The sequence below is a fragment of the Pseudomonas sp. GM80 genome, from assembly GCF_000282515.1.
GTDB lineage: Bacteria > Pseudomonadota > Gammaproteobacteria > Pseudomonadales > Pseudomonadaceae > Aquipseudomonas.
In genome coordinates, this window is record NZ_AKJD01000123.1 from 1 (window position 1) to 13,194 (window position 13,194).

8 protein-coding genes and 1 pseudogene are annotated in these 13,194 nt (G+C 59.8%); 5 read left to right on the plus strand and 4 right to left on the minus strand.

All coding sequences use genetic code 11. The features are described from left to right. The 3 genes from PMI37_RS19065 to recQ all read right to left on the minus strand — a co-directional run. The coding region (locus tag PMI37_RS19065; protein WP_008083859.1) for a type IV pilus assembly protein FimV at window positions 1-564 on the minus strand (564 nt) is incomplete at its 3' end. Window positions 565-691: 127 nt separating this feature from the next. Then, window positions 692-1,126 carry a MarR family transcriptional regulator gene (locus PMI37_RS19070; protein WP_007962151.1) on the minus strand — a complete coding sequence of 145 codons (435 nt, stop codon included), beginning with the start codon at window positions 1,124-1,126 and terminating at the stop codon, window positions 692-694. 133 nt (window positions 1,127-1,259) lie between these two features. After that, window positions 1,260-3,389 (minus strand): DNA helicase RecQ, encoded by a 2,130-nt coding sequence (gene recQ / locus PMI37_RS19075; RefSeq protein WP_008083860.1) that lies wholly within the window; start codon window positions 3,387-3,389, stop codon window positions 1,260-1,262. A 390-nt stretch (window positions 3,390-3,779) separates the two neighbouring features. Here recQ and PMI37_RS19085 point away from each other — a divergent pair, with 390 nt between their 5' ends. The 5 genes from PMI37_RS19085 (at window position 3,780) to PMI37_RS19105 (ending at window position 7,660) form a co-directional block, all read left to right on the plus strand. After that, a complete protein-coding gene (locus tag PMI37_RS19085; RefSeq protein ID WP_008083862.1) occupies window positions 3,780-4,367 on the plus strand; it encodes a UPF0149 family protein in 588 nt (195 codons plus the stop codon). Between the two features lie 10 nt (window positions 4,368-4,377). Continuing rightward, complete coding sequence (locus PMI37_RS19090; protein WP_008083863.1) at window positions 4,378-4,773, plus strand: YbaN family protein; 396 nt, start codon at window positions 4,378-4,380, stop codon at window positions 4,771-4,773. Window positions 4,774-4,897: 124 nt separating this feature from the next. Further along, complete coding sequence (locus PMI37_RS19095) at window positions 4,898-6,301, plus strand: AAA family ATPase (protein WP_008083865.1); 1,404 nt, start codon at window positions 4,898-4,900, stop codon at window positions 6,299-6,301. Window positions 6,302-6,314: 13 nt separating this feature from the next. After that, window positions 6,315-6,962, plus strand: coding sequence for a retron Ec78 anti-phage system effector HNH endonuclease PtuB (ptuB, locus tag PMI37_RS19100; protein WP_008083867.1), 648 nt, complete (start codon window positions 6,315-6,317; stop codon window positions 6,960-6,962). A 338-nt stretch (window positions 6,963-7,300) separates the two neighbouring features. Beyond that, window positions 7,301-7,660, plus strand: coding sequence for a DUF6124 family protein (locus tag PMI37_RS19105; RefSeq protein ID WP_008083868.1), 360 nt, complete (start codon window positions 7,301-7,303; stop codon window positions 7,658-7,660). A 191-nt stretch (window positions 7,661-7,851) separates the two neighbouring features. Here the strand turns inward: PMI37_RS19105 and PMI37_RS19110 are convergent. After that, window positions 7,852-13,194 (minus strand): annotated as a pseudogene (locus PMI37_RS19110) (Ig-like domain-containing protein); the annotation flags it as partial.

The following is a 13,194-nucleotide window of genomic DNA, read 5'->3' on the forward strand; positions in this document are numbered from 1 at the left end:
GGCCGCCGCCGCCGGCGGTGGTGGCGCCGGTGTGGCTTCGCGCTTGCCCTGCGCCGCCTGAGGCGGCGCGGTAGCGGGTTCTTCAGTAGGGAAACCGGAAGACTGTGGTCGTGGGTCCGGCTCGTCGGTGGCCGGCACGATACCCGGCGAACCCGGCGGGTCGATCAACACGGTGTACTCGCGCAGCAAGCGGCCGTTGGGCTGACTGAGCTGTACGAGGAAATTCAGAAAGGGTTCATTGACCGGTTTGCTGGAGGTCACGCGGATCATCTGGCGATTGCCATGCAGGATCGGCACGAACTTCAGGTCGTTGAGGAAGAACACCCGTTCGACCCCAGCCTGGCCGAACTCATCGGCCGTGGCCAGGCTCACCGAAAGATCATTTTGCGTCAGCGCGCCGACATCGACCAATGCGATGTCGGCCTTGAGCGGCTGATTGAGGGCTGAGTGAACAGTAATGTCACCCAGCCCCAGTGCCATCGACGCGGTCGAAAAGCTGAATATGCCAGCGACCAGCAGCCCTTTGGCGCCACCGCGCAGTACCACCTGCCAACTTGCGAGCATGAGCATCCCTTAAATAAGCAAAACCGACTTCTATGCGTTCGCACATCCGGTACGAACACGATATTGCCCAGTAGTTCTTATAGTCGGCTCAGCGCGATCTCTCAAAAAAACGGCACAGGCTTGTGCCTCAAGATTTTTCCAGGTTGGCCAGGATGTGCCCGTGCACACGCATGCACACCTTCAAATCCGCCTCGTCGACGCCCTCGAACAATTCGTGACGCAGTTGCGTGGCGATGGTTTCGATTTGTTCGATCAGCGGCAGAGCCGGGGCGCAGAGGACGATTTTTTTCGCCCGGCGGTCTTCCATTACGGACTGGCGTTGCACCAGGCCCTGGCTTTCCAGGCTGTCGAGCAAACGTGCGAGGGTCGGGCCTTCGACACCGACGCTTTGCGCCAGCTCACGCTGGGTCGGTGCGTCTTCGAAACGTGCCAGATGCAGCAGCACCAGCCAGCGCGCCTGAGACAGGCCGAGGCCGGCGAGCCGGCGGTCCAGTTCGGCGCGCCAGCCACGGGACATCTGGGCCAGTTGCATGCCAAAGCGGTGTTGATCGGTTAACGGCATAAAACACTCACGGTTAGACTGAAAAATAAAGAATTTCTAATTATTAGCCAGCTAAGCATGAGCTGCAGTTATAGGCAAGAGTCGCCCTGTACTGAATCGTTACAACTGTACAGGGCTTGGCGCAAACGCCACCTCACATTTCGAATTCCGATTGCAGCGCAGCCCGCACGCAATACAGCACGCCTTCCGGCACACGACCGGCGAACAGCTCGGCGATTTCGGCGACCGACGGCAACTCGCCTTCGCCATCGAGGAACGCGTCCTGCACTTCGCCCATCAGTTCTTCAGGCAAGTCCAGCGCCTGTTCCAGCGACAACTGTTGCTTGCCAATCGCCTCGGCGAGCATCGTGTAGACGTTCTTTTCCGAGCACTGCAACTGACCGGCGATCTGTAACGGCGTCATGCCGGCACGGGCCAGAGTGATCAGCTCGTGGCGCACATCGGCGACCGCTTTCGGCGCCTCGACTGTGCCGCCAAGCACTTCGAGGAAGGCCTCGCCGTAGCGCTCCAGCTTGCGTGCACCGACGCCGCTGACCGTGGCCATTTCCGCCAGCGAGGTCGGCTGGCTGCGGAGCATTTCCAGCAGCGTCGAGTCGGGGAAGATGACGTACGGCGGCACACCGTGTTCTTCGGCGAGTTTGCGCCGCAGCGCACGCAACGCTTCCCACTGTTCGCGCTCTTCGCCGCGCACCAGCTGGCTGGCGGGGCTTTTGCTGTTGGTCTTGGCGGCGGCTTGCGGCTTGAGATCGCGGCGCAGCTCCAGGCTCACTTCGCCCTTGAGCAACGGCCGGCAACTGTCGTTCAGGCGCAGACCGCCGTAGCCCTCGTGATCGACATCGGCCAGCCCGCGCGCCACCAACTGGCGGAACAACGAGCGCCATTCGCTCTCGCTCAACGCCTTGCCGACGCCCCACACCGACAGGTGCTGATGGCCGAAACTGCGGATTTTTTCGTTGTCCTTGCCCAGCAGCACGTCGACCAGATGGCCGACGCCATAGCGCTGGCCGGTACGGAAAATCGCCGACAACGCCTGACGTGCAGGCTCGGTGGCGTCCCAGGTCTGCACGCCATCGACGCAGTTGTCGCAATGGCCGCATGGCTCGGGCATGTCTTCGTCGAAGTACGCCAGCAGGGTCTGCCGACGGCAGCGAGTCTCTTCGCAGAGCGAGAGCATGGCGTCGAGCTTGTGCTGCTCCAGACGCTTGTGCCGTTCGTCGCCTTCGGAGTTTTGCAGCATCTGCTTGAGCATCACCACGTCTTGCAGACCGTAGGCCATCCACGCATCCGCGGGCAGACCGTCACGGCCGCCGCGACCGGTTTCCTGGTAATACGCTTCCAGGGATTTCGGCAGATCGAGGTGCGCGACAAAGCGTACGTTGGGCTTGTCGATGCCCATGCCGAACGCCACGGTGGCAACCATGATCAGGCCCTCCTCATTGAGGAAGCGCTTTTGGTTGAAGGCGCGCAGATCGTTCGGCAGACCGGCATGATACGGCAGCGCCGGGAAGCCCTGCTCGCTCAAAAACGTTGCGACTTCTTCGACTTTCTTGCGCGACAGGCAATAAACGATGCCCGCGTCGCTGCGCCGCTCGGCGAGGAACGCCAGCAACTGCTTGCGCGGCTGTTCCTTGGGCACGATGCGGTAAAAAATATTCGGGCGGTCGAAGCTCGACAGGAAGCGCTCGGCGTTCTGCAGATGCAGGCGCGTGACGATTTCTTCGCGGGTACGCTTGTCGGCGGTGGCGGTCAGGGCGATACGCGGCACGTCCGGGAACAGCTCCGCCAACTGGCCCAGTTGCAGGTATTCCGGACGGAAGTCGTGGCCCCACTGCGATACACAGTGCGCTTCGTCGATGGCGAACAACGCGATGTTCAAGCCTTGCAGGAACGACAGCATGCGCGGTTGAACCAGGCGCTCGGGCGCCAGATACAACATCTTCACTTCGCCGCGTTTGATCCGCGCGGCGAGGTCGCGCTGCTGCTCGGCGCTCAATGTCGAGTTCAGCGCAGCGGCGGCCACGCCCAGCTCTTCAAGGGTGGCGACCTGGTCGTCCATTAACGCGATCAGCGGCGACACTACCACCGCCAGGCCTTCGCGCAGCAGCGCCGGCACCTGGAAGCACAGCGACTTGCCGCCACCGGTAGGCATCAATACCAGCGCATCCCCGCCACTGGCCACGCGCTCAATGATTGCACCCTGACGGCCACGGAAACTGTCGTAGCCGAAGATGTCCTTGAGGACGCGTTGAGCCTGTTCGAGCATAAAAACTCCAAAAATCACAAAAACATCCCTGCAAGGCTGGTTCATGACGGCCAAGGCTGCACCGCAGAATCGTAAGAACGCATTGCATGACGGCCGCAATGCGGGCAGGGAGCGCAAAACGCGGCAGTATACCCGAGCCCTCCCCTGCACAGGGCGCCGCTTATACCTTCGAATCCAGTCATGCCCGGTAGGAGCTGCCGCAGGCTGCGATCTTCTGATCTGGATCTTGATGCTGATCTTTAAAAAAATAAAATCAAAAGATCGCAGCCTTCGGCAGCTCCTACAGGGGATATGCAGGGCGCAGCCGGGCAAATCTGCCGTGCGGCTGGCTTGAGAGCGCAAGAAGGCCTAGAATTCCCGCATTGTTTATTCCCCCAAGGTAGCCCCGTAATGTCCTTCGCTGAGCAACTGACCCGCCTGCAAGTTTTCCTCGATGCCGACGAGCTGCATGACGAGGCGCTGGATTACGTGGCCGCGCACGGTTACCTGACCGCGCTGTCGATCTGTGCCGAAGACGTACCGGAGCGTGAGTGGATCGACGCCCTGTTCGCCGAAGAGCCGCATTACGCCGATGACGCCCAGCGCGCAGAAATCGAAGCCACGCTGATCGGCCTCAAGGCGCACATCGCCCGTCAACTGGCCTCCGATGAAGAGTTCGAGCTGCCATGCGATCTGGATCTGGGTGAAGAGCCGGATGATTCCGAACTGCGCGGCTGGTGCATCGGTTTCATGGAAGGCGTGTTCCTGCGCGAAGAAGCCTGGTTCGAAACAGCTGAAGATGAAGTCAGCGAAATGCTCCTGCCGATCATGGTCGGTTCGGGCCTGTTCGACGAACAGCCAGAATTCGAAGACATCGCCAAGGACGCCAACCTGATGGACGACATGATCGTGCAGATCCCGGAAGCCCTGACCGCCCTGTACCTGCTGTGCCAGGCGCCCGACGAAAAACCGGCGATCCTCAAGCCACGTCACCACTAAGGTCCGGCCTATGGACAATCCCATAGGCAACCGCTCCCTGATGTTGCGCTACATCCTGCTGGCCATCGGCTGGCTCAGCGTGGCATTGGGGGTGATCGGCATCTTCCTGCCCGTCCTGCCCACCACCCCATTCCTCCTGCTCGCAGCGGCCTGCTTCGCGCGCAGCTCCCCGCGTTTCTATCAATGGCTGGTCGAGCATCCAAGGCTGGGGCCATGGATTCGTGACTACCTCAATGGCAACGGCATTCCGCTCAAGGGCAAGGTCTATGCGATCGGCCTGATGTGGGCGAGCATTCTGTTCTCGTGCTATCTGGTGCCACTGCCGTGGGCGCGGGGGTTTATGTTGACGAGTGCGGTGTTGGTGACGGTTTATATTTTGCGGCAGAAGACCTTGCGCAAACCTTGATGCACTACTGGATAGAGGACAGGTATGCACCTGTTTCCAATCACAGTAGAATTTGCGCCAAATCTGATCCTTGGCAACACCACCACTGCCGCAGCCTGGCATCGGTCTACATGGAGGAAAGTCTGTGAAACTGATCAGGCTGGAGCTGGAAAACTACCGTTGTTTCCCATCGCTGACACTTGAACTCGATACTCAGCTGACTTTGTTGGTCGCGCGCAACGGTCAAGGCAAGACAAGTCTGTTGGATGCTATCAAGGTGGCGTTGTGGCCTTACGTTCGCGGATTTGACCTCGGCAGCACTACCAATGACATCACCGGAATTCATCCGGAAGACGTTTTTTTGCGCCCCCTAAAAGCGCATCAAATGGAACCATCTCTTCCTGCTCGACTGTCTGCTCAAGCAACTCTGCATGGACAAAACTGGGAGTGGACTCGGCGCCGTGAAAGCATTCGTAAAGGCACACAGACCCGCGGTGATGACGCGGCCAACAAGCTTGAGGCAGCAGCCGAAGCCCTAGAGGTCCAGATTTTCAACCGCGCAGTTTCGGACCAGCCTCCATTCGACTTACCCGTTCTGGCCTACTACGGCACTGGTCGGCTCTGGAGTCAGAAAAAGCTGACCGCTGCATTCGAGAAGGCGGAAAACGCCGAATTTTCCAGGACGTACGCCTACCGCGATTGTCTGGATCCGGCATCCAGCTATAAGCACTTCGCTAAGTGGTACACGCGAATTTTCCGCAGTTACCGCGATGAGCAAATTCGCAACATTGAACGCGGACATCTAAGTATTGATGTCAAGGATGAGTTCGCGCATCCGGTACTGGCTGTCCAGAATGCAGTAAATGCTGTCCTCGCGACTCAAACTGGCTGGAGAAATCTGGCTTATAGCAGTGAGTTTTCCGATCTTGTACTTGAGCATCCAATTCATGGGATGCTGAAAGTCAGCCAACTCAGCGACGGTATCCGTAACATCGTCGCTTTGGCGGCAGATATTGCCTATCGCTGCATAAAGCTAAACCCCCACTTGGGCATTACCGCACCTCACCAATGCACGGGTGTGGTATTGATCGATGAGGTCGACATGCACCTTCATCCTGCGTGGCAACAAACGGTCATACCTGATCTGCTCGGTGCTTTTCCAAATATTCAGTTCATTGTCACGACACATAGTCCGCAAGTTATTACCTCGGTTCAGGCAAAGTGTATCCGTGTCCTGCACACCGTAACTGAAGACAAATTGCTGCAAGTAAAAATCAGCAATGTCGATCAACAGACTCAAGGGGTCGCCAGTTCACAAGTCCTGGCATACGTGATGGGCATTGATCCCACACCTGACAATGAGCCTTCTCGCAAATTAAGCGAGTACATGGCGCTGATTCAGCAAGAACTGCATAAATCACAACAAGGTTTGGTGCTACGCGAATACCTGAACTTGCATTTTGGTACTCAGCATCCGGACATGCTTGACTGTGATCGGTTGATTCGCCTCGAAACATTCAAACGCAAACAACTGACACAAAAAAAATAAGGAAGTCGGGCGGATGCGAAAACTGATTCGAGGTACCACTCCAAACTGTCTTGCTCGTTATAGGCATGGAATAAATAAATGGGCTGATGTGACACATGCAGACAAAGAGCAGATCCGCCAGTGCCTTCACGCTATGCAAGATACTCGTTGCGCCTACTGTGAAGCGGATATCAGCACGATAGGACATTCGCATATCGAGCACTTTCGACAAAGGCACGGATATACCCAAGGTACATTCGAATGGACCAATCTCTTCAATTCATGTTGTCGGGAAGAGGCCTGCGGAAAATTCAAAGACAATTGCCCACCCTACGATCACAAAAACCTGCTTAAACCTGACGTGGATGATCCAGACGGTTTTTTGCTTTTTATCAGTGACGGCACAATCAGCCCACTCATTAATCTGGATGACCGGGCGCGGACGCGCGCCGTCGAGACGCTGCGCATATTCAATCTGGACGCGCAAAACGGGGCCTTGCGTGCCATGAGACGAGAGGCAATCCGCCCTCACCAGAAAACGGTTGAGGATCTGATGGCGATAGCCGAAGAACTGTCGTCAGACGATCTTCAGGAGTTTCTGCAAGACGAGATTCAGAGCATCGCCCATTTGCCATTCTCTACAGCCATACGACACACCCTGTCGAAATCTCGGGCTGTTTAAGAGACACCTCCAGACACGCCTTACAGGCTACACATCCTTGCGCCTTTGCCTACAGCTACGCCAGAATCCGCCGGCTTGTGCGCCTTGGGGTCGGGTTCTATTGTGGTGCGGTCGCTGAAGAGTCAGCGATCGGGTTTAGCGACCCAAATCTGTAATAGGTGCATCAGCGCTTCATGCTTTGTGGCAGATTCAATGTCTGCAACTTCGCTATGGTGGCTGTATGCGGGAGACCCTCGGGTCTGCCGGGTGCCTATAACCGGTTCGCTAACCTGCGTACAGCCGCCACCTTCCTGTTTAGCGACAGTTCTGGGCGGCTCCACTCTTATAGGAGCTTCACCATGATCAAACCAACACCCAACCCGCCCGAAACCGATCTCGCCTCACCCTACGAATCCCTCGATTCAAAAAAGCTCAACGACGCCGCCGAGCGCGCCCTCGACCACTATCTCTGCCCACCCGGCTCAACCCCACCGCCGCGAAAAACCCGCCGGATGTACGCCGTGACCGCAGACTTCAAAAACGAAGAACTGCTGGCCGATGCCAGCGAAACACTCGCCTCAGCCAGAACTATCGCTCATGACTTCGCCCACCTCATACCCGCGTCGCAGCGCAGGACGCTGTTGGGGATTGCGCAACTGATCATGCTCGGGGAACTGGCGGTGAATCGGGTGATGGATAATCTGGAGTTGCCGCAGTAGCGACACGCGATGATCGTTCCCACGCTCCTGCGTGGGAATGCCTCAACGGACGCTCCGCGTTCGGCTTTGGAAGGGACGCGGAGCGTCCCGGGCTGCATTCCCACGCAGAGCGTGGGAACGATCACGTGAGGCAGAAGAAACCCGCCGTCCCGGTTGTACGGGACGGCGGGTTTTTTCGTTTCAGACGGCGCTTACACCGTATCCACCTTCAACGAATGATCATTCAGCATGCCGCTGATGATCGTCGCCGTGTCGTGCCCGCCAGCAATCACCCCGCCCGCTCCCGGCGTTACGCCGTAGTGGCTGGCGAGGTTGACGCCGGCCAGGTCGATCGTCTGGTTCGGCGTGGCGCCGGCCATGGCGCTGACGTCGATGCTGGTGAGGACCGAGGCGCCGGTGCCGGTGACGGTGAAGTGCAGGTAGTCATCCAGCGACGCCGTGGTGCCGTTTTCGCCTTGCAGCAGTTGCGACAGATCGAGCTTGTCGGTGCCGGGGGTGAAGTCGGTGATCAAGTCATGGCCACTGTTGCCCTTGAGCCACTGGAAGGTGTCAGCGCCAGGCCCACCGGTCATGGTGTTGTTGCCCATGCCGCCGATCAACAGGTCGTCACCGCCGCCACCGTTGAGGATGTCGTTGCCCAGCCCGCCGTTGATCACGTTGTTATTGTTGTCGCCGGTCAGGGTGTCGTTGAAGTTCGAGCCGACGAGGTTTTCGATGCCGGTCAGGGTATCCGTGCCAGCGCCAAGGGTGTTTTGCGCACCGAGCAGGCCGAGGTTTACCGTCACACCGGCGGTGGCGTGGGCGTAGCTGGCCGTGTCGATACCGCTGCCGCCGTCGAGCAGGTCATTGCCCGGGCCGCTGTAGAGCAAGTCATTGCCGGCACCGCCGTGCAGCTCGTTGTTGCCTGAGCCTGCGGTCAACACATCATTGCCGTCGCCAGCGTTGAGGATGTTGTCGCCGGTGCCGGCCACCAACACATCGTCACCTGACGTGCCAGTGAGGGTGTGCCCGTCCTGGTAGCTGATGCTGACGTTGGCCGTGTCGCTGCCGCCATGGTTGTCGTTGGCGGTATAGGTGCCGTGGTAATCCGGGGTGATGTCGTGCGCCCCGGCGTAGTTGAGGGTCATGGTCAGCTGGTAGTTTTCCGCCGCGTTGGCATTGCCGCCCGAGGTGTTGGTGATGTTGGTGATGTGGATCTGATAGACGCCATCGGCCGATGCGGTAAGGGTTTGCCCGTCCGCCAGGGTTGTGTAGGCGCCGCCGTTGATCGAGTACTCCATGGTGACGTGACCGGCCGCCAGGTTGTGGTCAAGGTTGAGAGTTTCGCCCTGGCGCAGGTTCACGGTGATGCGGTCTTCATCGTTGGCGTTGCTGTTGGTCACAGCGCCGAGGTAACCGCTGACCACCAGTACGGCGGTCATCGTCGCGGCGTTGGCACTGAACGAGTTGCGCACGTTGGCGAGGTTCTGGTTGGCGGCGGTATTGACGTTAGTGCCGGTGAAGTTGATCGCGCCGGTGCCGGTGAAGTCCGCCGCTTTCGAGATCCAGCCAGTGTTGAAACTGGTCGGAGTGGCATTGAGCGTGTCGCCATTGGGATCGGTGTCGTTGGCCAGCAGCAGCTCGCCCGGCACGACGATGTTGCCCGACAGCACGTTGGTGATGACGTGGTCGTCCACGGCCACTGGTGGCGCATTGGGAATCACTTTTACGGTCAGCGTCGAGCTGGCGAGGTCGCCGTCATTGTCGCTGACGGTGAAACCGATGTTCTCGGTGATGACCACGGCGGTGGTTTTCTGCGAGGTGTAGGTGTAATCGCCGCTGTCGAGATTGATCAGCAGTGTGCCGCCATTGTTGGTGGCGATGCTCAGCGTGTTGTTCACGGTGTTGAACGTACCGTGATTGGTACTGCCGCTCGGCGTCAGCGAGCCTTGGCCGCCGAGGGCTTTTGGATCGTAGGTGTAGGTAGTGCCGTCGATCACGATGGATTTGATGAAGCCGCCGTCGGCGCCGAACGTCCCGCCCTCGCCCAATAACGAACCGGTGACCGGTGCGCCGACCACGGTGCCCGAGAGCACCGAGTTGAGCTGGTTGAGGTCGGTGACCACCACCGCGTTGGTGTTGGTGTGGCTGATGCCGTCATAGGCCAGCGGGTCGAGGTTGGCGTTGCTCACGCCACTGCCGAGGCCGATCGCGTAGTTCTTGATGTTGTTGGCATCGAGGAAGTTTTTCAGCGCGGCTTCGTCGGCGGCATTGATGTCGCCCTCGTTGGGTTTGCCGTCGGAGAAGAAGTAACCGACGTTCTGCGCCCCGGTGAGTTTGCCCGAGGTGTTGAACGCGGTTTGCATCACCGCCACGGCGGCGTCGTAGTTGGTGCCGCCACCCGCCGTCAAACCGGCGAGAATCGTCTTCGCTGTCGCCACATCGACCCACACCGTGGTTCGGTCAGTGGCGTTGCTGCTGAAGGTGACCAGTTGCACTTTCACATCGCCGAGGTCGTCGTACTTGTCGAGCAAGGCGCTGATCGCCTGCTTGGCCAGCGCCAGCCGCGACAGGCCCGGCACGCCGGAGGCGTCGGCCATACTGCCGGAGATGTCGAGGACGATGAGCAGGTTGGAATCGATCTCCACCGCTGCCACTGAACGGTCCGAAGCCACGGCTTTCGGCACGTCGTCGACGATATTGACCACGAGGGTGCTGGTGGTGCTGTTGCCCAGTGCATCGGTGGCTTTGTAGGTAAAGCTTTCGCTCAGGGTGTTCGCTCCGTCGTTGGCGTTCGGCGTGGTTTTCGGCGCCGAGGTCAGCGTGTAGGTGTAGGTGCCGTCGGCGTTGAGCTGGATCTGCCCATAGGTGCCGGTGGCGCTGCCGACCAGGGTGTAGGTGATCGCGCCACTGCCGCCGGTGACCGCGCCAACCAGTGTGCCCGTTGCGGTTTCGCCAGTGCTGGTCGGGTCGCTGCCGGTGACCGTACCGGGCGCCAGATCGGCGCCGTCCTTGGTCAGGTCGAGGGCTTTTTCATACACCGTCACGTCCTGATCGACCGAGGCCACCAGTTTGCTGTCGGCGACATTGATGGTGATGGTCGTGGTGCTTTCATCGCCGTCACTGTCGCGGATGGTGTAGGTGAACGTATCGGTGGCGCCCGGAGGGCTCACCGAGTTCGGGTTGCTGTGGTAGACAGCGTTGCCCAAGGCGTCGAGGGTCAGGTAGCCGAAGTTACCGTTGATGTTGCTGTTGAGGCCGCCCACCGCAGAGGTCCCGGTGCTGCTGCCGGCGCGCACGCCGACCACCGTGGCCGCGACATCGGCACCGCTGATGTCGTTGCCGAGCACGCTGATGTTGACCGTCCCGCCCTCTGCCACCGAACCGGTGTCGGGTTTGGCGGTTGGCAGGTCATCGATGATGTTGACGTTGATCTGACCCGTGGCGGTGCTGCCATCGGTGTCGGTCGCCACCACGTTGAAGTTCTCGGTGAGGCTGTTGGCGCCGTTGCCGTTCGGGTGAGTTTCGTTATCGACCAAGGTGTAGCTGTAACTGACCACGCCGGTCGTCGCGTTGTAGCCGGTGATGGTGAACGTGCTGCCCAAGGGCGAAACAATCGACTGCGGGAAGCCTGCCGCCACACCGCCGGTCACCACGGCGATACCGCCGACGGTGAGGGTTTGCAGGCCATCCAGCGCGGTCACGGTGAACGTGCCGCTCTGGGTCAGCGCCGGCGTGTCGGGGCTGGTGCCGTCGCTGAGGTTTTTCTCGTAGACGGTGAGTTCACCGCCGTTGACGTCGAGGCCGTTGAGCACCACCGGATCGTCATTGTTGTGGATGTTCAGCACCAGGTTGGCGGTGCTGGTATCGCCATCGGCATCGGTCAGGGTGTAGGTAAACGTCTCGGTGCCGTTACCGCCGCCGTGCAGATTTTTGAAATCGGCATCGTTAGGGTTCAGCGTGTAGGTGTAAGTCCCGTTGGCGTTGAGCACCAGCGTGCCGTAGGTTCCGGTGAACGTACCGGCGGTGATCGGCCCGGCATTCGGCCCGGTCGCCACCACATCCGCGCCTTGCACGTCGTTGGTCAGCACGTTGCCGGTCAGGGTCAACTGGGTTTCCGAAGCGCTGTTGGCGTTGCTGTCGTTCACGGCTTTGGGCACGTCATCGACGATGCTGACGACGATGCTGCTGGTGACAATGTTGCCCAGCGAATCGGTGGCCTGATAAGTGAAGGTTTCAGTCAGGGTGTTGGCACCGTCGTCGGCATGCGGCGTGGTGCTCGCTGGCGACGTCAGGGTGTAGGTGTAAGTGCCGTTGGGGTTGAGGACGATCTGCCCGTAATTGCCGGTGGCACTGCCGACCAGCGCATAGCTGATCGCGCCGACCGCACCGGTGACCGAACCGACCAGCGTGCCGGACGCGGTTTCGCCGGTGCTGGTCGGGTCGCTGCCGATGACCGTACCCGGCGCTAGGTCGGCGCCATCCTTGGTCAGGTCGAGGGCTTTTTCGTAAACGGTGACGTCAGTGTCGCTGGTCGCACACAGTTTGCTGTTGGAGACGTCGATGGTGATGGTGGTGGTGCTTTCGTCGCCATCGGAATCGCGCACGGTGTAGGTGAACACATCCACTGCGCCCGGGCCATTCACGGTATTCGGATTGCTGTGGTAGACGGCGTTGCCGTTGGCGTCGAGCGTCAGGTAACCGTAAGTGCCGTTGATGTTGCTGTTGAGGCCGCCAATGGCCGAGGTCGAGGTGTCGGCGCCTGCGCGCACGCCAACCACTGCACCGGTGACGGCCGGGCCATCCGCGCCGCCGATGTCGTTGTCCAGCACGTTGCCGCTGACGGTGCCACCCTCCGCCACCGACGCCGCATCAGGGTGTGCGCTCGGCAGGTCATCGACGATGTTGACGTTGATCTGGCCGCTGGCGGTGCTGCCATCGGTGTCGGTGGCGACCACGTTAAAATTCTCGGTGATGCTGTTGGCGCCGTTACCGTTCGGATGGGTTTCGTTATCGACCAGGGTATAGCTGTAACTGACCACACCGGTATTGGGGTTGTAGCCGGTGATGGTCAACGTGCTGCCGAGCGGCGTGACGATTGATTGCGGGAAGCCTGCGGCCACACCACCGGTGACCACGTTAATGCCACCCACGGTCAGGGTTTGCAAGCCATCGAGCGCCGTGACGGTGAACGTGCCGCTCTGGGTCAGCGCCGGGGTGTCAGGGCTGGTGCCGTCGGTGAGGTTTTTCTCATAGACGGTCAGTTCGCCGCCATTGACGTCGAGGCCGTTGATGATCACCGGATCGTCATTGTTGTGGATCTGCCCAGGTTGGCGGTGCTGGTATCGCCGTCGGAATCGGTAATCGTGTAGGCGAAGGTTTCCGTGCCGTTGCCACCACCGTGCAGGTTTTTGAAATCGGCGTCATTGGTATTCAACGTGTAGGTGTAGGTGCCGTTGGCGTTGAGCACCAAGGTGCCGTAGGTCCCGGTGAATGTGCCGGCCGTCACTGGGCCGCTGGCTACACGGTCGGCGCCTTGCACGTCATTGGTCAGC

Excerpts from the sequence above, each read along its gene's own strand:
- PMI37_RS19070 (WP_007962151.1), bottom strand. The coding sequence starts at position 1,126 with ATGCCGTTAACCGATCAACACCGCTTTGGCATGCAACTGGCCCAGATG.
- recQ (WP_008083860.1), bottom strand. The coding sequence starts at position 3,389 with ATGCTCGAACAGGCTCAACGCGTCCTCAAGGACATCTTCGGCTACGAC.
- PMI37_RS19085 (WP_008083862.1), top strand. The coding sequence starts at position 3,780 with ATGTCCTTCGCTGAGCAACTGACCCGCCTGCAAGTTTTCCTCGATGCC.
- PMI37_RS19090 (WP_008083863.1), top strand. The coding sequence starts at position 4,378 with ATGGACAATCCCATAGGCAACCGCTCCCTGATGTTGCGCTACATCCTG.
- ptuB (WP_008083867.1), top strand. The coding sequence starts at position 6,315 with ATGCGAAAACTGATTCGAGGTACCACTCCAAACTGTCTTGCTCGTTAT.
- PMI37_RS19105 (WP_008083868.1), top strand. The coding sequence starts at position 7,301 with ATGATCAAACCAACACCCAACCCGCCCGAAACCGATCTCGCCTCACCC.